Genomic DNA, 21,098 nt, shown 5'->3' with positions numbered 1-21,098 from the left:
TGTCGTCGCGGTGCCTACTGGGCGGACTTCGCGAAGTGGTCCCGGACGGCGTCGGTCTGCGCCTCCATGACCGCGATGATGCGCGCGACCACGTCCAGGTCGGCGTCCTCGGCGATCTCCAGGGTGCGCGACCAGTCGAAGAAGCTGCGGTCCGGCTCGTTGGTGACGGCGAACACGCGGATGGTGGCCTCGTAGCTGGCGACACCGCTGGTGGGGGCGATGGCCCGGTAGGACTGGGTCTTGTTGATCTCGTCGCGCGCGGCGATCTCCTGCTGGACGAGGCGGCCGTTGAGCGTGAGCCGGAAGTCGTAGCGGGCCGGGACCGTCTCGACCGAGCCGCCCTCCACCCAGCTGACGTCCCGGTGGATGTCCAGGTCGCCCGGGGAGACCATCTCCAGGATCTGCATGGCGTCGCGGACGGTCGACCACACCGTCTCCGGGTCGGCCTCCAGGACGGTCGAGTGGTACATGGTGTGCTTGCGCTGGATCTGCGTCGGCATGGAGTGTTCCTTCTTCTAGTCGGTCTTGGCGATGAGGTGGTTGCCGAGGACCAGGTAGTCGATCTCGGTGCCCAGGAAGCAGTTCAGGGCGTCGGTGGGCGTGCAGACGATGGGCTCGCCCGCCACGTTGAACGAGGTGTTGATCAGGCACGGCGTGTCGGTGAGGTCGGTGAACCTGCGCAGTAGCGCCGTCAGCCGGGGCGTGCCCTCGTCCGTCAGGGTCTGGATCCGCGAGGTGCCGTCCACGTGCACCGCGCCGGGGATCCGGTCCCGGTACTCCTCGCGGACCGGGAAGACGAAGGTCATGTACGGGGAGCTGGTCTTGCGCCCCATCTCGAAGATCTTCGGCGCCTGCTCCTCCAGCACGAGCGGGGCGAACGGCCGGAAGGGTTCGCGGTGCTTGACCCGGGTGTTGATGATGTCCTTGATGTCGTCGAAGCCGGGGTTGGCGAGGATGCTGCGGTGCCCCAGCGCCCGCGGCCCGTGCTCGACACGGCCCTCGAACCAGCCGATGACGACCTTCTGCGTCAGCAGCTGCGCCACCTGCTCGACGACCTCGTCGTCCGCCAGGCGGGAGACGACGACGCGGCCGGCGAACCCCCGAAGGGCCGCCTCGATCGCGGCCTCGTCGTAGGACGGGCCCAGATAGGGGCTGACCGGCGCGGAGGCCGCGTGGATGTCCGCGGGGTCGGTGTCGGGGTGGTTCAGCCAGGCGTGGGCCGCGGCGCCGATGGTGATGCCCGTGTCCGAGGCGCCGAAGCTGACCTGCATGTCCTCGAAACGGGAGCCCTCGAACATCGGGGTGTTGTTCAGGCAGTTCAGGGCGACACCGCCCTCGAACAGCAGCCGGTCCAGGTCCGTCCGCCGCTCCAGGTGACGGACCTGGTGGGCGGTGGCGACGTTCAGCATCTGCTGCGCTGCGGCGGCGACCCGGGCCTTGTACGCGAGGGTGTCCTCGAAGGGCCCGAAGTACTCCTCGAACAGGTCGTCGTGGCTGCGGACGTTGTCGGTCTGCAGGGGCTTGGCGAAGCTGTAGCGGCCGTCGTCGTGCAGTCGCAGCAGGCGGTCGACGAACGGGTTCGGGGTCGGCGGCGCGGTGTAACCGGCCAGGCCCATCACCTTGTACTCGTCGTTGTTCGGCACGAACCCGAGGAAGCGGGTGATGGCGGAGAACAGGGTGCCCATGGAGTACTCGGAGCCGGTGACCGTGTCCTCGAAGACGGTGATCCGGCCGTCGCGGATCTCGCCCGTCAGCGTCGAGAAGCGTTCGGCGCGGCCGTCGCTGACGAGGAACGCCGCGTCCTTCATGCCGGCGAGGTAGTAGCCGGTCGTGGCGTGGGCCAGGTGGTGCGGCACGAAGCGCACCTTGGCCGGGTCGGGTCGGTGTCCGGTGCGGGCCTCGAAGTCCGCGAGCATCGCCTCGGGGCTGACGATCTGGTCGAACAGGTCGGCCATGGTGTCCACCAGGCGGTCCTTCGCGGCCTCGGGCAGCGGCGAGGCGCGGATGCCGTCCACGATCTCGCCGCGCACCTGAGCGGACCAGTTCCACGGGAAGGCGAAGAGGTCGACGTCCTCGAAGGTGATCCCGGCCTCCCGCAGGCACCAGTCGATCGCGTTCGTGGGGAAGTCGGTGGTCTTCTTCTCCCGGTTGAGGCGTTCCTCCTCCACCGCGGCGACCAGGCGGCCGTCGACCAGGAGCGCGGCGGCCGCGTCGTGGCCCAGGAGATAGTGCTTGTTGACGCCGGTCGCGCCGAGTCGTTCGGAGAAGAACTCCGACACCCGGCTGAAACCGTTGGATCCAAGAACAATCACGGCAATCTTTCCTGTTGTGGAGCTACTTGACGATCAGTAGGTCGCGGAGCTTCTCGCCGGCCGCGGGCGCCTGGCACAGGCCCGCGCCGGTGAATCCGGCCGCGTACAGGAAGCGGCGGGTGGGGTGTGCGCCGATGAGGGCGGTGTTGCCGGGGCCGGCGTCGAAGTCGCCGGTCCAGGCGCGATGCAGGCCGATGCCGTCCAGGGCCGGGAACAGGGTGCCGAGATGGCCGCCGATCCGGCCGAGCCACGCCTCGCGCGTCTCCCCGCCCTTGGGCACGCCCATGGCGAGCAGGATGCGGTCCTTCCAGGACCGGATCCGCAGGCCCGAGGTGGCGTGCATGGTCATGGGCAGCTCGTGCAGCGCGGCGGGCGGGACGTCGGTGAACAGCATCTCGATCGCGCCCGGTGCCAGGCTCAGGTCGACCGACGCCATGGACGCCACCTCGCCGGACCAGGGCCCGGCCGTGCACACGATGCTGTCGGCCCTGATACTGCCCTGCGGCGTGTGGACGGTGTTGTCGTCGTCGATGGAGGTGACGGGCGTGTGGGTGAACAGGCGGGCGCCGTGATTGCGGGCGCCGGCGGCGTAGCCGCGGACGATGTTCAGGCCGTCCACGTGGTACGCCTGCGGCGACCAGGCCGCGGCCAACACGGTGCGCCGGCTGATCAGCGGGTTGAGCTCGGCGGCCTGGTCGGCGCTGATCAGGCGGACCTCGACGCCGGCGTCCTGCTGGGCCCGACGGTCGGCCTCGAAGGCGGCGAGCTGCTGCTCCTCGGTGAACAGCACCATGAAGCCGAGCCGCTTCAGCCCGAGGGGGGCTTCGGTCCGCCGGGCGAAGTCCTGGTACGCGTTCAGACTGCGCACGGCCAGCTCCCCGGTGCCGGCGGCACCGGGGAAGTAGGTGCGGACCATGCCCGCGGTGTGCGCGGACGACCCGCCGCCGAGGGTTCCGCGTTCCAACAGCACCGTGTCGACGCCGGCTTCGGCGAGGTGGTAGGCGGCGGAGGTTCCGATCACTCCTCCGCCGATGACGACGGCGTCGGCGCGGGCAGGCAGGGAACTCACGTTCTTGCTTCTCCTGTGGGGTTGGGCTCGGTCGGCGGGAACGCCTGTGGACCTAGGCGGTCCTGACGGGCTGTTGGCGCAGGTCGTCGCCGGTCTCCCACGGGTACAGCTGGAGGTTCCAACCGCCGAGGCAGTTGACGTACAGGGCCATCTGGCTGGTGACGGCGTAGAAGTCGTCACGGTCGAGCCGGTCGAGCACGTCGAGGTAGCGCCGGGTGAAGGCCCAGAGCTTCTCCAGGCCGCAGTAGCCCAGGAATTCGGCCGGGACGCCGACCAGCAGGCGGGCCATGTGGACGAGCGAGTCCAGCGGCATGTCCTGGACCGCGGCCCGGACGAGTCCGCCGTAGGCGGCGTAACCCAGTGGCCGCGTCTCGCCGTTGACGAACAGCAAGGTGGGCAGGACGGTGCCGAAGTTGCCCGCCCCGGAGGGGATGATGCCCTGGTGCAGGTCGTCCAGCTCGGCCGGGGGCGCGAGCCAGATCCGCTCGGTCTCGGCGACGATGTCGGCGATCAGCCGGGCGGCGGTCGCGTCGGCGGCCCGGAGCGTCGGGATGCGGTGGCCGCCCGGTTCGCCCGAGCGGCGGACCTCGACGTGGATCTGCTTCTTGGTGGAGTAGACGGCGTCCCAGATCGCGGCGCCCGCCTCCAGCAGGGCGGGCATGTCCGCCTCGCGGATCTGCCCGACCGGGGTGGCGGGCATCGGCTCGGTCAGGGTGCCGTACTTGATACCCAGGTGCTGCAGGCCCGAGCAGAACACGGTGCCGTTGGGGGCCGCACGCCGGTCCGGGATGCGGGTGGTGTGGGGCGTGTGCAGCAGGCTGGGGATCGGCGCCACGTGATAGAGGTGCTCTCCCGCGATGAGCGCGTGTCCCTGGAGGCTCTGGTAGGGCAGGGACTCCCACAGTGCGTCGGCGAGTGCCGGGTTGCGGTCGTCAAGGTCGGCGGTGACCGTGATACCGAGGTCAGGCCAGGAGATCTCGATCTGACGGCCAGGCAGCTTCTCGGACAAGGCTATTCCAGTTCGTCGATCCGACTATTCCGAGGAGTACACCGTCAACTGGATTGGTACAGGCAGACGTTGAAACCATGAAACTTGATCACCAGGCGTTCGGTGGTTCGTGTGTTTCTCAGGAACACCAGCTCAGATGGGTTGTGTGCGATGGATGTCGGGCCTGGCGACCCAACAGAAAAGGCCCGGACCGGGGTTGATCCCCGGTCCGGGCCTTCCTTGTCCGCGGCGGCCGCGAAAGGTCTTTCTCAGTAGTCGATACGGTCCGACTTGGCCAGCCACGCGTCGAAGGGCGCCGTACGGTTCGGCAGGTCCAGGTGGGCGATCTCCATCGGCCACATCGACGTCGGCTGCTTCTCGAAGAGGTCGTAGAACTTGCGGTCGTCGAAGCCGGCCACCGCGGCGTCGTGCCGGTCGGCGGCGAAGACGATGCGGTCGACGCGCGCCCAGAGAGCCGAGGAGAGACACATCGGACAGGGCTCACACGACGTGATCAGGACACAGCCCTCGAGCGAGAAGGAGCCCAGCTCCTTGCAGGCGGCGCGCATGACGCTCACCTCGGCGTGCGCCGTCGGGTCCAGGGTCGCGGTGACCTGGTTGTTGCCGGCCGCGATGACCTTGCCGTCCTTGACGACCATGGCGCCGAACGGACCGCCGCCGTTCGCCACGCTGGCGGTGGCCAGCCGGATCGCCTCGTTCATCCAGTCCTGCTCGAGATCCTGGATCCGCGTGTCTTCGGTCTGGGCAGTCACGGTCACTTCTTTCCTCGACGGTGTGTGGGGGCCCCGCTGGTGGCGTTCAAGTCGTGTGATGGAGTACACAACCAATGCGTGGTGTCAGCCCAGGGGTGGAAGACATGAAGACCGCTGCGACTGAGATCGGGCATTTGTAGACTTCTACAAGCAAGATCTTCACCTGATTTCACCTCGGCGTAACGCTGCCGTCAGCGGGCGATCGCGGTGCGTTGCGGCACCGGAGCCGGGCCGTGAGCCCGGACGAGGTGGCGCGTCGCCGCGTCCTACGCCTCCGGTTCCCAGGTCACGCGCGGCTCGCGGATCTCGTGGGGTTCTCGCAGGTCGGAGCCCGGTTCGGCCGGGCGCAGCCGTGCCGCGCGGGATTCCAGGTGCCGGCGTTCCGCGAGGCTCGCGGTGGCCTTCGCGGCGCTGCGGTAGAGCGTGTAGGCGCCGGCCGCGTCGCCCGTCCGCTCCAGCAGGTGGGCCCGCACCGACAGCAGCCGGTGGTGCCGGGCCATCCGCTCGTCGTCGTCCAGGGTCGCCAGCAGCTCCAGCCCGGCCTGCGGTCCTTCCATCTCCGCGAGCGCGATGGCGCGGTTCAGGGTGACCATCGGGTTGGGGGCGATGCGTTCCAGGATCAGGTAGAGGCCGTGCACCTGCCGCCAGTCGGTGTCCGCCGCCGTGGCCGCGTCGTCGTGGGTGGCGGCGATGGCGGCCTGCAGCTGGTAGGGCCCCAGCGCCGGGCCGGCCAGCGAGGCCTTGACGAGTTCGGTGCCCTCGTCGATCAGCGCCCGGTCCCATCGGGTCCGGTCCTGCTCGGCCAGCGGCACCAGATCGCCGGTGGCGGTGGTGCGGGCGTCGCGGCGGGCGTGGGTCAGCAGCATCAGCGCCAGCAGCCCGGTGACCTCGCCGTCCTCGGGTAGCTGCCGGTGCACCGTCCGGGTCAGCCGGATCGCCTCGCGGGCCAGGTCGGCGCGGTGCAGCCGGTCCCCGGAGGAGGCGGTGTAGCCCTCGTTGAAGATCAGGTAGAGCACGTGCAGGACGACCCGGAGCCGTTCCTCGCGCTCGGCGCCCTCCGGCAGCGCGAACGAGCTGCCCGCGGCGTTGACGCGCTGCTTGGCCCGGCTGATCCGGGCCGCCATCGTGGCCTCCGGCACCAGGAACGCACGGGCGATCTCCGCCGTGGTGAGGCCCCCGACCGCGCGCAGCGTCAGCGCCGTCTGCGAGGCGGGCGTCAGCGTCGGGTGGCAGCACAGGAAGAGCAGGACGAGCGTGTCGTCGGTGTCCGGCACGTCCGCAGGGGCGGTCCCGGCGGCCTCGGCGGCGAGCGCGGACTCCCGCTCGCGGCGGGCGTGGTCGCTGCGCATCCGGTCGATCAGCCGACGGGTGGCGACCGTCAGCAGCCAGCCGCGCGGGTTGCCCGGCACGCCCTCCTCGGGCCACTGCACGGTGGCGGCGAGCACGGCCTCCTGGACGGCGTCCTCGCAGTCCTCGAACTGCCCGTGGCGGCGCACCAGCGTGCCGAGGACCTGCGGCGTGAGCTCACGCAGCAGGTCCTCCAGGCCGGGCTCAGCGGTCATGCCTCCAAGTGTCCGTCGGAGAACATCACCTGGCGCACCTCGACACCCAGGCCCTCGATCGCGGTGTCCGGAATCCGCGCCGCCAGCTCGATCGCCCGCTCCCGGTTCTCGCAGTCGATCAGGTAGAAGCCGCCGAGGAACTCCTTGGACTCCAGGAACGGGCCGTCGGTCACCACCGGCTGACCGTCGCGCACGGACACGACGACGGCCTGCGAGGGGTCGACCAGCGCCTGCGTGGTGATCAGCTCGCCGGACTCCTTCAGCGCGGCGATGAACCGGCCGTGGCCCTCGCCGATCGCCGCCTTCTCCTCGTCGGTCAGCGCGTCCAGCACGGCGGGGTTGATGTGCAGGCTGATCAGGAACTTCATCGCGTACTCCCATGTCGCTCGGGGGCCCTGGCCGGGCCCCTTCGACAGGTGGTCGGAGCCGCCCGCGTCGTCTTGACGTGTTGGCGCTTCCCAATCTCGCACGGACCCGACGCGCCCCGCTGCCCACGCTGACCCCGCGCGAGCTGGCCTACGCGCCGAGGGCGCGTTTCATCACCTTGCCCATGTCGTTGCGCGGCAGCGCGGCGAGATGGCGGACCTCGCGGGGACGCTTGTGCGGCGCGAGGTGGGCCGCCACGTGGGCGGCGAGCTCGTCGGCAGACGGGGGCGCGGCCGGGTCCACGGGGACGATCCAGGCGACGATGCGCTCGCCCAGATCGGGGTCGGGCTCGCCGGTGACGGCGGCCTCGGCCACCGACGGGTGCTCCTGCAGGACGTTCTCGATCTCGCCCGCGCCGATCTTGTAGCCGCCGCTCTTGATCAGGTCGGTGGACTTGCGCCCGACGATCCGCACCGCGCCGTCCGGGTCGACCACGGCCATGTCGCCCGTGCGGAACCAGCCGCCCTCGGCGAAGGCCTCGGCGGTCGCCTCGGGTCGGTTGAGGTAGCCGCTGAACAGGTTCGCACCGCGCACCTGGATCTCGCCGACGGTCTCCCCGTCGCGCGACGCCGCGGCGGGCAGCGGCGCCCCCGCCTCGTCGACGAGCCGCAGCTCCACGCCGCCCAGCGGCGTGCCGACGGTGCCGGGCCGGTGCGCGGCGTCCGGCCGGACGCTCGTGTTCATCAGCGTCTCGGTCATCCCGTAGCGCTCGATCACGTGCCGGCCGGTGACCGCCTCGATCGCGCGCTGGTCCCGGGTCGCCAGCGCCGCCGAGCCCGAGACCAGCAGCCGGGCGCTCGCCAGCGCCTTCGCCAACCCGGCGTCGCCCTCCAGGTCCTGGGCGATCCGGTGGTACATCGTCGGCACGCCGAAGAGCATGGTCGCTCCGCTCGCCAGCTCGTCGCGTACGCCCTCGGTGGAGAAGCGACCGAGGTGACGCACGCTGCCGCCGCGCCGCAGCGGGCCGAGGACGCCCAGCACCAGCCCGTGCACGTGGAACAGCGGCAGGGCGTGCACGAGAACGTCGTCCCCGGTCCACGCCCACGCCTCGGCGAGCGCGTCCAGGGTGGTGCGCAGCGCGCGGCGGGGGATGATCGCGCCCTTGGGCGGGCCCGTGGTACCGGAGGTGTAGATGATCAGCGCGGGCGACGCGTCGCCCGGCTCGTCCGGCCAGCCGGCGTCCGTCCCTTCGGCCTCCACGGCCGGTGTGACGACCGTCAGTTCGGCCAGCACGCCCGGCAGTTCGTCCCCGGTCGCGGCAAGGACCAACTCCGGTCGGCTGTCGCCGACGACATGTGCCAGCTCGCGCTCCCCGCTCCTCGGGTTCAGCGGCACCATCGTCACCCCCGCGACCAGCCCGGCGACGACGCCGACGGCGGTCTCCAGCGTCGGCGTCGCCCACAGAGCGACACGCTGCGCCCCGCGGAGGCGGTCCGCGGTGGCGAGGACGGCGGCGCGCAGCTGCGCGTAGTCGAGCCCGCGGTCACCGAATCGGAGCGCGGCGGTGCGGCCGCCGGCCGCGACAGCGGGGAAGAGCAGGGGACGGTCACTCACGTGCGTTCCTCCTGAGACGGGACTTATGTGCACTATCTCAGGTCGCACTCCGCTAGGAACCCGCCGTCCCCAGCACCCGGTCCAAGTACGCGTTGGCGAAGAGGCCCGTCGGGTCGAGCTTGTCGCGGAGGGCGACGAAGGAGTTGAAGTGCTCGTAGCGGGGCCGGAGCGCGGCCGCGTCGAGGTCGTGCATCTTGCCCCAGTGGGGGCGGCCCCCGTAGGAGCCCAGGATGTCCTGGCAGGCCTGGAAGTACCGCTCGTGCGGCATGCGGTGGTACTGGTGGAACGCGATGTAGCAGTTCTCCCGGCCCTGCGCGGTGGAGAGCCAGATGTCGTCGGCGGCGACGAACCGCACCTCCAGCGGGAAGGAGACCGGCTCGTCGTTGCGGTCGATCCACCGCTTGATCTCCCGCAGCGCGTCCACCGCGTGCTCGCGCGGGATCGCGAACTCGCCCTCCAGAAAGCGGACCGGGCGGGACGAGGCGAAGATCCGGTAGGAGAGATCGGTCCACTCGCGCGCCGACATCGCCTTCGCCGCGAAACGGGCGATCGGGCGGACGGTGCCGGGGAACCGCGTGCCGATCCGGCACAGCGCCTCGAAGCCGGGGCCGTTGAGGGCCTCGTCGAGCTTGGCGCTGACCGCGCCGATCGGGGTGAGCGGCACCGTGGCCGGCAGCCGGGTGAACCGGCGGGTCAGCGACACCTCGCTGTGCGGGAACCAGAAGAACTCGAAGTGGTCGTGGCCGTCCGCGAGTTCCTGTACGCCGTCGAGCACTTCGGCGACCGGCATCTGGGTGTCCTGCGCGTGCAGCGCGAACAGCGGGACGCACTGCAGCGTCACCTGGGTGAGCACGCCCAGCGCGCCGAGGCCGACCCGTGCGGCGGCGAAGAGCTCGGGCTGTTCGGTGGCCGAACACCGCGTCACCGTGCCGTCGGCGAGGACGAGTTCGAGGGCGCGCACCTGGGTGGCGATGCCGCCGAAGCGGGTGCTGGAGCCGTGCGTGCCGGTGGAGATCGCACCGGAGATCGTCTGCCGGTCGATGTCGCCGAGGATCTCCATGGCCAGGCCGTGCTCGGCGAGCAGCGGGTTGAGCTGCCACAGCGGCATGCCCGCGCCGACGGTGACCAGCCCGGACTCGGCGTCTACCGAGACCAGCTGGTTCATCCGGTCCAGCTGGAGCTGTACGCCGGGGGCGACGGCGGTCGGGCTGAACGAGTGGCCGTTGCCGACCGCCTTGACCCGCTGCCCGTCCCGGATCGCGGCCGCGACCTCCGCGGCGACCTCGCCCGCGTTGGCAGGCCGCGCGACCCGCACCGGGTGCGCCTGCTCGTTCCCTGCCCAGTTCCGCCACGCGTTCGTCATGGCACGGAAGACTGAACTTGTTCGCTTGTCCAAGTCAAGGGTCCAAGAGTCTTGACTTGGACAACCGGGCACGTCACGCTGCCGGACAAGCGCGGGCTCGTACCGGCCCCGGCAGGTCCAGCGAGAGGCCCTTCGATGACGATCCGGACGACGGGGAAGAGCACGGCGCCCGCCACCTTCGACCAGCTGCAGCGGGCCACCGCCGAGCTGCGTCCCCCGTTCGCCGTCGTCGACCTTGGCGCGCTGCGCGCCAACGCCGAGCGGATGGCCGCCCGCGCCGGCGGCAAGCCGATCCGGCTGGCCAGCAAGTCGCTGCGCTGCCGCCCGCTGATCGAGGACGTGCTGCGCACCCCCGGTTACCGCGGGATCATGGCGTTCACGCTGCCGGAGGCCCTCTGGCTGGCCCGCACCACGGACGAGTCGCTCGGCGACATCCTGGTCGCCTACCCCTGCGCGGACGCCTCCTCGCTGCGCGAGCTGGCCACCGACGAGCGTGCCGCCGCGCGGATCGCCGTCATGGCCGACTCCGTCGAGCACCTCGACCTGATCGCCGCGGCGGCCCGCGACGCCGGTGCGGACGGCCCGCGGGTACGGGTCTGCCTCGACCTCGACGCCTCGCTGCGGCTGCTCGGCGGCCGGATCCACCTCGGCATGCGCCGCTCCCCGATGCACGACCCGGACGCGGCGGGCGCGCTGGCGCGCGCGGTGCTGGCCCGGCCGCGGCTGCGGTTGGTCGGCGTCATGTCCTACGAGGGCCAGATCGCGGGCCTCGGTGACAACCAGCCCGGCTCGCCGCTGATGCGCGCGGGTGTCCGGCTGATGCAGCGCCTCTCCACCCAGGAGCTGCGGATCCGCCGCGCGGCCGCGGTACGCGCCGTGCAGGACGTGGCCCCGCTGGAGTTCGTCAACGGGGGCGGCACCGGCAGCCTGGAGTCCACCTCGTCCGAGGATGCGGTCACCGAGCTCGGCGCGGGCTCGGGCATCTACGCGCCCCGGCTCTTCGACCACTACCGCGCGTTCACGCCGCTGCCCGCCGCCTACTTCGCGCTCACCGTGGTCCGCCGCCCGGCGCGGGGGCACGTCACCGTGCTCGGTGGCGGCTGGATCGCCTCCGGCCCGGCCGGCGCCGACCGGCTGCCGACCCCCGTCTTCCCGCGCGGCCTGCGCCTGGTCGGCACGGAGGGCGCGGGCGAGGTCCAGACGCCGCTGGTCGGCGACGCCGCCGACACCCTCCGCCTCGGCGACCGGGTCTGGTTCCGGCACGCCAAGGCGGGCGAGCTGTGCGAGCGCGTCGACCGACTCCACCTCGTCGAGGGCGACCGGATCGTGGGCGAGGCGCCCACGTACCGGGGCGAGGGTCACGCCTTCCTGTAGCCCGGATACTGTCCGTCGCACCCGCCGTTTCTGCACCTGGAGTCACACATGGTCCGCCGCTCAGCCGACGAGCGCCGCGAGGAGCTGATCGAGGCGGCGATCAAGGTGATGATCCGCGACGGCGTCGCCAGGGCGACGACCCGCGCGATCGTCGCCGAGGCGGGCCTGCCGCTGGGCGCGTTCCACTACTGCTTCCGCTCCAAGGAGGAGCTGCTCGAGAGCGTCGTCGAGCGCATCATGCAGCGCGCGCTCGCGCCCGCGGTCGCCGCGGGCGTCGAGGGGGCGCCGGTCGCGGACATCGTCCGCACCACGCTCCACACCTACTGGGACCGCATCCGCGCCACCCCCGACGAGCACCTGCTCACCTACGAGCTCACGCAGTACGCCCTGCGCCAGCCCGGCCTGGCGGAGGTGGCCCGCCACCAGTACGGCCACTACCTCGCGGTCAACCGCGAGTCACTCGCCACGATGGCCCGCCTCGCGGGCTTCGAGTGGTCCGTCCCCCTCCCCACCCTCGCCCGCTACGGCCTCGCCCTCCTCGACGGCCTCACCCTCAACTGGCTCATCGACCGCGACGACGCCGCGGCGACCGCCGCGCTGGACGAGTACGCCGAGTACCTGATCTCCGTGGCCGGACCCCAGTAGGGGTGCGAGTTCCCGCCGCCCCTACTGGCGCTGCTGCAACCGCAGCTCGTGCACGCGGAGCTGAAGTGCGGCCAGATCCAACAGCGGGGTGGCGACCCCCAGTTCCCGCGCCCTCGCGGTGAGGTCACCGAGGATGTGTTCGCCCTCCGTCGGCAGCCCCGCTGCCGTGTCGCGGTAGAGGGAGGCGGTGTCCGTCGAGTCGGGGCGGGTGAGGCCGGAGGCGATGCGGGAGAGGTGGGCCTCTGGGACGGCGTGGCCCGCCGCCGAGGCGACCGCCGCGGCCTCGGCGAGGAGCGCGGGGCCGAGCCACGCGCCGCCTGCCGTCACGACGTCGCCGACGGAGCCGCGCATCAGCGTGGTCAGCGCGCCGAGCGTGCTGATGAAGACCCACTTGCCCCACATCACACCGAGGATGTCGGGGGAGACGGCGACGTCGAAGCCGGCGTGGGACAGCTCCTTGCCGATCCGTTCGACCCGCGCGCTGCTCCCGCCGCTCCCGCCCGAGGGCTCGCCGATCACCATGTCCGCGAGTACGGACTCGCTGATCCGGTCGAGGATCCGGACGTCGCCGTTGTCGTCGAGGGTGCCGAAGACGCGGACCACTCCGCCGAGCGCGGCGTCCGCGCCGAACCGGCGCGTGATCGCGTCGAGGTGAGCCATGCCGTTGAGGAACGGGATGATCACCGTGCCGGGGCCGACGGCCGGTGCTAGGTCGTCCAGGGAGCGGTCCAGCGCGCCCGCCTTCACCGAGAGCAGCACCACGTCGTACGGGGCGTCGATCCCGCCGGGCAGGACCAGCCCCGGCCGGAGCTCCTCCTCCGGGCCGCGCAGGCCGGGGCCGACGATCCGCAGGCCGCGTTCGCGCAGGGCCGCGGCGCGGGCGGGGCGCACCAGGAAGGTGACGTCCTGTCCGGCGAGGGCGAGCCGCCCGCCGTAGAAGCCTCCGGTGGCTCCTGCCCCGACGACGAGGATCCGCATGCTGTCCGCCCTCCGCTGCCCGTGATCGCGCCCGCTTTCCCGCGACCCTTGCGACAACCGGCGGGCGGACCGGGCTAATTCCCGGGCTGCCAGGGCGGGGTCTGGTTCCAGCCCCAGCGCGGCATCGGCGCCGCGTCGATCGGCGGCGGGTTGTCGCCCGAGTAGATCAGGGCCATCCGGCTGCCCCATTCGATGTAGTAGCCGAAGACGGCGCGGAACTCCGGGTCGGTCGGCAGGCCGACCTCGTCCGCGGAGTCCATCAGCAGCGTGACCCAGCGGCGGCGCTGTTCCTCGGTGATGTGGCGGCCCAGGTGGCGGCCGGCCATGTGCGCGTGGCCGCCGCGCCCCTCGGAGTAGCCCGTGGGGCCGTCGGGGCCGCCGAAGACCTCGGCCAGCCAGAGCGCGACGTGCTGGGGGTGCTCACTGTCCATCCCGGCGAAGACCGGGGCCAGCAGCGGGTCGTTCAGCACGTGCTTGCCGTAGAACGTGGCGGTCAGGCGCTCCAGCGCTGCCAGACCGCCGGCCCATTCGAGGATGGACGGCGTGGGCTTGTCCCTGTGCTCGCTCACGAGGTTGCTCCTCCGGTGTGCGTCCCCTTGTAATCATGATTACGTCATTGCAGGGCGCGCGCAAGCGATTCAGGCACAAGGTTCACGCACAGGACGAGGCGCCCCGCGGCGCTCGCCGCGGGGCCACCTCTGAGGTGTCGGTGGGTCCTCAGTTGACCGACGGGCCGCTGCGCCAGGCGTCGCGGCCGGCCAGCCCGGCCATCCGGGCCTGAGCGAAGGTGCGCTGGGCCATCTCGGTTGGCGGCGTCTCCCAGCTCTGGACCCAGCGGCGTCCGGCCACGGCCAGAGAGAGCCCGACCATGGCGGCTCCGGCCGCGACGACCATCGCGCCGAGGCCGGTCATCGCCGCGCCCATCGCAAGGAGCCGGGTGTTGGGGTGGAAGCCCTCGGCGGCACTGCTGTTCGTCATCTGCATCGCACTCATGGCACCACGATGCGCGCACCCGCCCGGTCCCGCACGTCGGGTGGTGCGTCAGGGCGTCAGGGCGTCGGGCGTCAGCGCGCCGCGGTCTCGTCGACGACCTGGCCGGCCAGCGGGCTTTCCCCGCCCACGGCGACCACGGTGGCGGCCTCCGTCGGTCGGCTGGTCTGTGCCACGAACGCGCCGATCAGCACCAGCGCGCCGCCGACCAACTGCCAGGCCGCGAGGTGCTCACCGAGGAGGAACCAGGAGAGCACCGTCGCCACGATCGCCTCCAGGAAGGCGATCACGGACGCGACCGGCGCGGAGAGCCGGCTGACGGAGGCGACGCCGGTCAGATAGGCGATGACAGTGGAGACCAGCACCATCCACAGGGCCAGCGCGAGCGCGGGCACGTGGCGCGAGCCCATCGTGGCCTCGCCGCCCAGCACGTGCCAGGGCAGTGTCCACGGCTGCGCCAACGGGGTGATCACCAGTGCGCCGATCAGCAGACCGAAGCCGCTGAGCGCGATCGGGTCGATCCGCTCGGCCGGGGAGTCCGCGGCGGCGGAGCGGCCGGCCTTCTCGGAGATCACGAAGTAGCCGACCTGGGCGCAGGCCGCGGACAGGCCGCAGAGCACGCCAATCGGGTTCAGTCCGCCGAGGCCGGTCCACACCTCCACCACCAGCGCGAGCCCGACCGTCGCCGTGAGCGCGCCCAGCGCCGCCGCCCGGGTGATCGGCCGACGCTGCACGAAGCGCACGTAGGCCAGGAGCAGGGAGGGGCCGAGGTACTCCAGCAGCATCGCGATCGCCACGGGCACCCGGGAGATGGCGAAGAAGTACGACACCTGCACCAGGGTCACCCCGAGCAGCCCGAAGCCCAGCAGCAGCCACGGCCGGCGCCGCAGCAGGCTTCGGTGCCGGATGGTGACGGGCAACAGCACCAGGGCCGAGCCGGCCATCCGTACCCACACCACCTGCAGCGGGGTCAGCCCGGCCTCGATCAGCGGTTTCGCGGCGACTCCGGAACCGCCGAAGGCGAATGCGCTGACCAACGCGAGGGGCAGCCCGAGGCCGGCCCGGGGGGTACGGGGGTGCATGCCCGCATTGTGGCAGGGGCCCCGGGGATTCGACAGTGGCGTCTCACGTTCACGCTACTGACGAGAAGGGCGCCGTCCCAGGGGCGCGGAGCACTGCGCGAGAGACCGGCCCGAGCGGTCGATCCCGTCCCCTTGGGACGACGGACCCGGGTAGCTCTCGCGCAGTGCCCCGCGCCCCTGGGGGCGGCCGTCAGGTGACGGAGCCCCGCTCCGCGAAGCGGGGCTGCGCCCACTCGCCGGAGTCGAGCACCTGCCGCAACGCCTCCGCCGCGTCGAAGACGTCGGCGTGGGAGACGTAGAGCGGGGTGAAGCCGAAGCGCATGATGTCCGGCTCGCGGAAGTCGCCGATGACGCCTCGGGCGATCAGCGCCTGGACCACCGCGTACGCGGACTCGTGGCGCAGCGAGATCTGGCTGCCGCGCTCCGTCTCGGAGCGCGGGGTGACCGTCTCCAGGCCCAGCTCGTCCGTCAGCCGCAGGAAGAAGGAGGAGAGGCTGAGGCTCTTCGCGCGGACGAGCGCGAGGTCCGCCTCCGCCCAGATGTCCAGGGAGGCCTCCAGGCCGGCGAAGCTCAGCAGCGGCGGGGTGCCGGTGAGGAAGCGGCCGACGCCGTCCGCGGGACGGTAGTCGGGGGACATCGCGAACGGCTCGGCGTGGCCGAACCACCCGCTCAGCGGCTGCCGCGCGGCGGCGTGGTGGCGCTCGGCCGCGTAGAGGAACGCGGGCGCGCCCGGGCCGCCGTTGAGGTACTTGTAGCCGCAGCCGACGGCGAAGTCCGCGCCGCAGGCGTCCAGCTTGATCGGCAGGGCGCCGACGGAGTGGCACAGGTCCCAGACCATCAGCGCGCCCGCGGCGTGCACCCGCTCGGTGACCGCGGCCATGTCCTGCAGCCGGCCGGTGCGGTAGTCGACGTGGGAGAGCAGCACCACCGCGGTGTCCCCGTCGAGCAGCTCCTCCAGCGTGGGCGCGTCCCGGCCGATCAGCAGGCGGCGCGCCGGGGCCAGGCCCTCGGTCATGTAGAGGTCGGTCGGGAAGCTGCCCACCTCGCTGACGACGGTCGAACGGCCGGGGTTCAGCCGCAGCGCCGCGCTCAGCACCTTGAACAGGTTGACCGAGGTCGAGTCGCAGACCACCACCTGGTCCGGGGCGGCGCCGACCAGCGGGGCGATCCGGTTGCCGAGGCCGCGCGGGAGCTCGTACCAGCCGGCCTCGTTCCAGCTGCGGATCAGGCCCTGGCCCCACTCCTCCTCGATCATCCGCCGCAGCCGCTCCGGCGTGTGCGCCGGCAGCGCGCCGAGGGAGTTGCCGTCGAGGTAGAGCACGTCCTTGGGCAGCGCGAAGCGCTCTCGGAACCCGCGCAGCGGGTCGGCGGCGTCCAGCGCCATGGCCTCGTCACGGGTGGTCACAGCGCGTCCCTCACAGCCCACAGGTCGGGGAAGACGTCCTGCTCCGCCGCGTGGCGCAGCCAACTGAGGCCGCTGGAGCCGCCGGTGCCGGGCTTGCCGCCCATGCAGCGCTTGACCGAGGCCAGGTGGCGCTGGCGCCATCGGGTCACCCGCTCGGCGACGTCCATCAGCAGCTCGGCCAGCGCGGACAACTCGCCCAGCTTCGGGTCGGCGTAGACGGCCAGCCAGGCGCCGACCGGCGAGGAGACGTCCAGGCCCTGGCGCTCCACGTAGGCGAGCGCGTCGTCGTACAGGCTGGGCGACTCCAGCGTGCGGCGCAGGTCGGCGTGGACCTCCGGGCTGCCCGCGTACAGGCGCAGCAGCCGCTCGTGCTTGTTGCCGAGCAGGAACTCCAGGTGCAGGTAGGCGTACGACTGGAAGCCGCTCGCCTCGCCCAGCACCGGCCGGAAGGAGTTGAACTCCATCGGGGTCATCGAGGCCAGCAGCTCCCAGGAGTTGACCAGCACGTCCTGCGCGTCCAGGCCGCGCCGCAGCGCGGACATGGCGGTGGGCAGGTCGTCGGCCCGCAGGGCCTGCTGTGCCCGCGTCCACTCGTGCCGGATCAGGCCGAAGAGCAGCTCCATCACCTGGGTGGCGACGATGAAGGTGGTCTCCGACGGCTCCTCGCTGAGCGGGTGCAGCAGCGAGTGCAGGGTGTCGATCCCCGCGTAGGCGGCGTACGGGGTGGTCGCGGCGGCGAAGTCGACCTTGGGTGTGGTCGCCTCGTCGAGTGTGGGTGCGGGCGTCGCAGGCATGGGTGGTCCTCCAGGCGCAGTGGTCGCTTTCATTCTGCTGCGCGAAGCGCTCTCGTTGAATGGGCGATGAGCTGTCCGGGGGGAGAGCGGCTTAGCCTGGGAAAGGTGATGAGCCGATCGGCTTAACGAACGACAAGTGTGGGGTGAGCGGCGTGCTGGACGCGGTCGACCGGCGTCTGCTGGCGGAGCTGCAGGCGGACGCCCGGCTGTCCTACAACGAGCTGTCGCGGCGGGTGAACCTCTCCGCCCCGGCGGTCGCCGAGCGCGTCCGCCGGCTGGAGACCTCCGGGGTGCTGTCCGGTTACCACGCCGAGGTGGACCTCACCCGGGCCGGGCGCGTGGTCACCGCGCTGGTGCAGGTCCAGTGCTACGGCCCGCGCTGCGTGCTGCGGGACCCGTCGGTCGCCCAGTGGCCGGAGGTGCTGCAGCTGCACCGGGTCACCGGCGGCGCCTGTTGCGTGCTGATGGTGGCGGTCGCCACCATGGCGGAGTTCGAGGGACTGATCGACCGGCTCGCCGAGTACGGTCAGCCGTCGAGCACGATGATCCTCTCGACCCCGCTGCGGTGGCGGCCGGTCGAGCCGGTGTGAGGGGGAGTGGCGGATGCTGGACGAGGACGCGCTGAAGGCGCTGCGGCTCGAGGCCGACCGGACGCACGCGTACGGGCGCGCGCCGGAGCAGGTGGTTGACTTCCTGCTGCCGCAGGGCGGCGGCAGCGGCGGTGAGGGCAAGACCCTGGTCGTGCTCCTCCACGGCGGGTTCTGGCGCCCCGCGTGGGACCGCCACCACACCGCGCCGCTCGCTCAGGCGCTGGCGGCGGAGGGCTACCTGGTGGCGGTCCCCGAGTACCGCCGCCGCAGTGGCTGGCCGGAGATCTTCGACGACGTCGCGGTCTGCGCGGAGGCACTGCCGATGATGGTCGGCGCGGAGGGCCTGCGCCCCTCCCGGACCGTCTACGTCGGCCACTCGGCCGGGGGCCACCTGGCGCTCTGGGCGGCCGCCCGCCGCCGTCTGCCCGCGGGCTCGCCCTGGCGCACCGAGGGCCACCCCGACGCCGTCGTCTCCCTCGCGGGCTGCGCCTCGCTGCGCCTGACCGACGAGTGGAACCTCGGCGGTGGCGCGGCCCGCGCGATGATGGGCGGCGGCGTCGACGCGCTCTCCTCCCGCTATGCCGACTGCGACCCCGCGGCGCTGCTGCCCCTGGGCGTGCCGGTCACCCTGATCCACGGCGCGGACGACGACAACGTCCCGGTGACCATGTCGCGCCACTACGCCCACGCGGCCCGCGACGCGGGCGACGAGATCCACCTGGTGGAACTGGAGGGCGTCGACCACTTCGGCGTCATCGACCCCACCTCGATCGCCTGGCCGCACCTGCTCGCAGCGCTCTGACCTTGGCCCCCGCGCCCCCGGCGGGGCGCTGATACCCATCAACGTCCCTGCCATTCCCGCTCGTTCGGGGAATACCACCCCTGCGCGCCACCCCCCACCCTGGAAGCGTTGATCCGCTCCCAGGGGAGGACCCCAGACATGTCCGTCGACGCTGGTATTGACGCCACGTCAGACAGTGCGGCGCAGCAGAGCGCGCTGAACACCGCTGCGGCCAAGAACCTTGCCACGACAACCAAGACGCCTCCGCAGATGCAGGGCATCACCTCGCGGTGGCTGCTCAAGATGCTGCCGTGGGTGGAGGTCTCCGGCGGCACCTACCGGGTGAACCGCCGGTTGAGCTACGCCACCGGCCGGGGACGGCTGAGTTTCGCGCAGACGGGGGCGGAGACGCGGATCGTGCCGCCGAGCCTCGTCGAACTGCCGCTGTTGCGCGGGTTCGAGGACGAGTCGCTGCTCGTCGAGCTCGCCTCCCGGTTCAGCCAACGGGACTTCGAGCAGGGCGAGGTCATCGCCGAGTACGGCGAGGTCGTCGACCACGTGATGGTGCTCGCCCACGGCAAGGTCAACAAGATCGGCACTGGCAAGTTCGGTGACAGCGCGGCGGTGCTCGGGGTGCTCGCCAACGGCGACCACTTCGGGGACGAGGCCCTGCTGCGGGGCGACGCCCTGTGGGAGTACACGGTGAAGGCCGCCACGGCCGGCACTCTGCTCACCCTGCCCCGGCAGGCCTTCGCGGACCTGCTCGGGCGTTCGCCCGAACTGCGGGCGCAGGTGGAGGCGTTCACCGCCGCCGGCGCCGCCTCGCAGGACTCGCACGGGCAGGCCGCGATCGAGCTCGCGGCGGGGCACGACGGCGAGCCGGAGCTGCCCGGCACCTTCGTCGACTACGAACTCGCGCCCCGCGAGTACGACCTGAGCGTCGCGCAGACCGTGCTGCAGGTGCACACGCGCGTGGCCGACCTCTACAACAAGCCGATGAACCAGATCGAGCAGCAGCTCAAGCTGACCATCGAGGCCCTGCGCGAACGCCAGGAGCACGAGATGATCAACAACCGCGAGTTCGGTCTGCTGCACAACGCCGACCACGACCAGCGGATCCAGACCCACGGCGGTCCACCCACCCCGGACGACCTGGACGAGCTGCTCTCCCGGCGCCGCGGCAACAAGTTCTTCCTGGCCCACCCGCGCGCCATCGCGGCCTTCGGACGCGAGTGCAACCGGCGCGGGCTCTACCCGGAGTCCGTGGACATCGAGGGGAACCGGATCCCGGCCTGGCGCGGCGTGCCGATCCTCCCGTGCAACAAGATCCCGATCAACGGCGGGCACACCAGCTCGATCCTGGTGATGCGTACCGGCGAGAGTGACCAGGGCGTCGTCGGCCTGCACCAGACGGGCCTGCCGGACGAGTACGAGCCGAGCCTCTCGGTCCGCTTCATGGGCATCAACGAGCGGGCGGTGATCCAGTACCTGGTGAGCGCCTACTACTCCTGCGCCGTACTGATCCCCGACGCACTCGGGGTCCTGGAGAACGTCGAGGTCGCCCGGCCGCGCGACTGAGCGGGGAGGGGGGAAGCGTTGAGCTGGAGCGATGTCTTCATCCTGCTGGGCACGCTGGTGGTCTGCGCGATGGCGCTCTGGCTGCTGCAGCACTTCGTCCCGCACCGGATGCGGGAGACGCACAACGACGTGGCGGGGTTCATCTTCGCGGCGGTCGGCGTGATGTACGCGGTGCTGCTGGCCTTCGTGGTGGTCGCGGTCTGGCAGAACCTGGACTCGGCCCGGCAGACCACGTTCAAGGAGGCCGACGCCGTCGCCGGCGTGTACTGGATCTCCCGGGAGCTGCCCCTCCCGGTGGGATCCCAGCTGGAGCACGACGCGCTGGCCTACGCCAGGACCGTCGAGAGCAGCGAGTGGCCACTGATGGCCAAGCACGAGAGCAGTCCGCAGGCCACGCAGCTGGTCTACGCGATGCGCTCGGACGTCTTCGGGTTCAGTCCGACCGACCCGCGGCAACAGGTGCTCTACGAGCACGCGGTGACGCACGTCGAGGACCTGGCCACGGAGCGGCGGGCGCGGCTGACGGAGATCGACGACTCGGTGCCGACCATCATGTGGGTGGCGCTGATCACCGGCGGCCTGCTGACGGTGGCGTTCACCTACCTCTTCGGTCTCTCCAACACCCTCGCCCACGGCCTGATGGTGCTGACGCTCACCGCCTTGGTCGTGGTCTCACTCCTCCTGATCAAGGAGATGGATTTCCCGTTCACCGGCGTCACGAGAGTCGAGCCGACGGCCTTCGAGGTCTTCCTCAGCCGACTTCCACCGCCACGTTGAAAGGAGGACAGATGCTGACCTAGTTCGGCCCTACTGTGGGGACCACGGAAGCCCGAG

The 21,098-nt window shown here is 71.6% G+C and carries 21 protein-coding genes; 6 read left to right on the top strand and 15 right to left on the bottom strand.

From position 1 onward, the window contains the following. Positions 1-14: 14 nt before the first annotated feature. The 9 genes from DN069_RS23215 to DN069_RS23175 all read right to left on the bottom strand — a co-directional run bounded on the left by DN069_RS23215 (position 15) and on the right by DN069_RS23175 (position 10,047). Positions 15-500: an SRPBCC family protein gene (locus DN069_RS23215; protein ID WP_111503826.1), complete on the bottom strand. Its 486-nt coding sequence runs from the start codon at positions 498-500 to the stop codon at positions 15-17. 15 nt (positions 501-515) lie between these two features. Continuing rightward, positions 516-2,312, bottom strand: coding sequence for a carbamoyltransferase family protein (locus tag DN069_RS23210; protein WP_111503824.1), 1,797 nt, complete (start codon positions 2,310-2,312; stop codon positions 516-518). Positions 2,313-2,334: 22 nt separating this feature from the next. After that, entirely contained in the window at positions 2,335-3,381 is a 1,047-nt protein-coding gene (locus tag DN069_RS23205) for an NAD(P)/FAD-dependent oxidoreductase (protein ID WP_165845608.1), read from the bottom strand. A 52-nt stretch (positions 3,382-3,433) separates the two neighbouring features. After that, positions 3,434-4,390 (bottom strand): cucumopine synthase-related protein, encoded by a 957-nt coding sequence (locus tag DN069_RS23200; protein ID WP_111503820.1) that lies wholly within the window; start codon positions 4,388-4,390, stop codon positions 3,434-3,436. A gap of 248 nt (positions 4,391-4,638) precedes the next feature. Next, positions 4,639-5,142: a nucleoside deaminase gene (locus DN069_RS23195; protein ID WP_111503862.1), complete on the bottom strand. Its 504-nt coding sequence runs from the start codon at positions 5,140-5,142 to the stop codon at positions 4,639-4,641. Between the two features lie 266 nt (positions 5,143-5,408). Next, a complete protein-coding gene (locus DN069_RS23190) occupies positions 5,409-6,704 on the bottom strand; it encodes an RNA polymerase sigma factor (protein WP_111503818.1) in 1,296 nt (431 codons plus the stop codon). After that, the gene (locus DN069_RS23185) at positions 6,701-7,072 is read right to left on the bottom strand and encodes a YciI family protein (RefSeq protein WP_111503816.1); all 372 of its coding nucleotides are present in this window, start codon (positions 7,070-7,072) and stop codon (positions 6,701-6,703) included. The genes DN069_RS23190 and DN069_RS23185 overlap by 4 nt, the downstream gene beginning before the upstream one ends. Before the next feature lie 148 nt (positions 7,073-7,220). Beyond that, positions 7,221-8,684, bottom strand: a complete 1,464-nt coding sequence (locus tag DN069_RS23180; protein WP_243639620.1) for an acyl-CoA synthetase — start codon at positions 8,682-8,684, stop codon at positions 7,221-7,223. A gap of 52 nt (positions 8,685-8,736) precedes the next feature. After that, on the bottom strand, positions 8,737-10,047 hold the full coding sequence (locus tag DN069_RS23175) for a D-arabinono-1,4-lactone oxidase (protein WP_111503814.1): 1,311 nt from the start codon (positions 10,045-10,047) through the stop codon (positions 8,737-8,739). A gap of 135 nt (positions 10,048-10,182) precedes the next feature. Between DN069_RS23175 and DN069_RS23170 the strand changes: the two genes are divergently transcribed. Both DN069_RS23170 and DN069_RS23165 read left to right on the top strand, forming a co-directional pair. Then, entirely contained in the window at positions 10,183-11,421 is a 1,239-nt protein-coding gene (locus DN069_RS23170; RefSeq protein WP_111503813.1) for an amino acid deaminase/aldolase, read from the top strand. A gap of 48 nt (positions 11,422-11,469) precedes the next feature. Next, on the top strand, positions 11,470-12,066 hold the full coding sequence (locus tag DN069_RS23165) for a TetR/AcrR family transcriptional regulator (RefSeq protein WP_111503811.1): 597 nt from the start codon (positions 11,470-11,472) through the stop codon (positions 12,064-12,066). Between the two features lie 21 nt (positions 12,067-12,087). Here DN069_RS23165 and DN069_RS23160 read toward each other — a convergent pair whose 3' ends face one another. The 6 genes from DN069_RS23160 to DN069_RS23135 all read right to left on the bottom strand — a co-directional run bounded on the left by DN069_RS23160 (position 12,088) and on the right by DN069_RS23135 (position 17,315). After that, the gene (locus tag DN069_RS23160) at positions 12,088-13,044 is read right to left on the bottom strand and encodes a ketopantoate reductase family protein (RefSeq protein WP_111503809.1); all 957 of its coding nucleotides are present in this window, start codon (positions 13,042-13,044) and stop codon (positions 12,088-12,090) included. Positions 13,045-13,118: 74 nt separating this feature from the next. Continuing rightward, entirely contained in the window at positions 13,119-13,613 is a 495-nt protein-coding gene (locus DN069_RS23155; protein WP_111503807.1) for a group II truncated hemoglobin, read from the bottom strand. Between the two features lie 148 nt (positions 13,614-13,761). Continuing rightward, positions 13,762-14,037 carry a hypothetical protein gene (locus DN069_RS23150; RefSeq protein WP_133260020.1) on the bottom strand — a complete coding sequence of 92 codons (276 nt, stop codon included), beginning with the start codon at positions 14,035-14,037 and terminating at the stop codon, positions 13,762-13,764. A 71-nt stretch (positions 14,038-14,108) separates the two neighbouring features. Next, complete coding sequence (locus tag DN069_RS23145) at positions 14,109-15,116, bottom strand: EamA family transporter (protein ID WP_111503803.1); 1,008 nt, start codon at positions 15,114-15,116, stop codon at positions 14,109-14,111. Positions 15,117-15,306: 190 nt separating this feature from the next. Continuing rightward, the gene (kynU, locus tag DN069_RS23140; RefSeq protein WP_111503858.1) at positions 15,307-16,500 is read right to left on the bottom strand and encodes a kynureninase; all 1,194 of its coding nucleotides are present in this window, start codon (positions 16,498-16,500) and stop codon (positions 15,307-15,309) included. A 17-nt stretch (positions 16,501-16,517) separates the two neighbouring features. Further along, positions 16,518-17,315 (bottom strand): tryptophan 2,3-dioxygenase, encoded by a 798-nt coding sequence (locus tag DN069_RS23135; RefSeq protein WP_111503801.1) that lies wholly within the window; start codon positions 17,313-17,315, stop codon positions 16,518-16,520. A 143-nt stretch (positions 17,316-17,458) separates the two neighbouring features. Between DN069_RS23135 and DN069_RS23130 the strand changes: the two genes are divergently transcribed. The 4 genes from DN069_RS23130 (at position 17,459) to DN069_RS23115 (ending at position 21,041) form a co-directional block, all read left to right on the top strand. Then, entirely contained in the window at positions 17,459-17,905 is a 447-nt protein-coding gene (locus DN069_RS23130; RefSeq protein ID WP_243639615.1) for an Lrp/AsnC family transcriptional regulator, read from the top strand. A 13-nt stretch (positions 17,906-17,918) separates the two neighbouring features. Continuing rightward, positions 17,919-18,707 carry an alpha/beta hydrolase family protein gene (locus DN069_RS23125; protein ID WP_111503799.1) on the top strand — a complete coding sequence of 263 codons (789 nt, stop codon included), beginning with the start codon at positions 17,919-17,921 and terminating at the stop codon, positions 18,705-18,707. A gap of 138 nt (positions 18,708-18,845) precedes the next feature. Beyond that, a complete protein-coding gene (locus DN069_RS23120; protein ID WP_111503797.1) occupies positions 18,846-20,264 on the top strand; it encodes a family 2B encapsulin nanocompartment shell protein in 1,419 nt (472 codons plus the stop codon). 18 nt (positions 20,265-20,282) lie between these two features. Continuing rightward, complete coding sequence (locus tag DN069_RS23115) at positions 20,283-21,041, top strand: bestrophin-like domain (protein WP_243639613.1); 759 nt, start codon at positions 20,283-20,285, stop codon at positions 21,039-21,041. Positions 21,042-21,098 lie beyond the last annotated feature (57 nt).

Source organism: Streptacidiphilus pinicola (assembly GCF_003258295.1).
GTDB classification, from domain to species: domain Bacteria; phylum Actinomycetota; class Actinomycetes; order Streptomycetales; family Streptomycetaceae; genus Streptacidiphilus; species Streptacidiphilus pinicola.
Note: the sequence above shows the minus strand (reverse complement) of the source record. Positions and strands in the feature narration are given on the sequence as shown.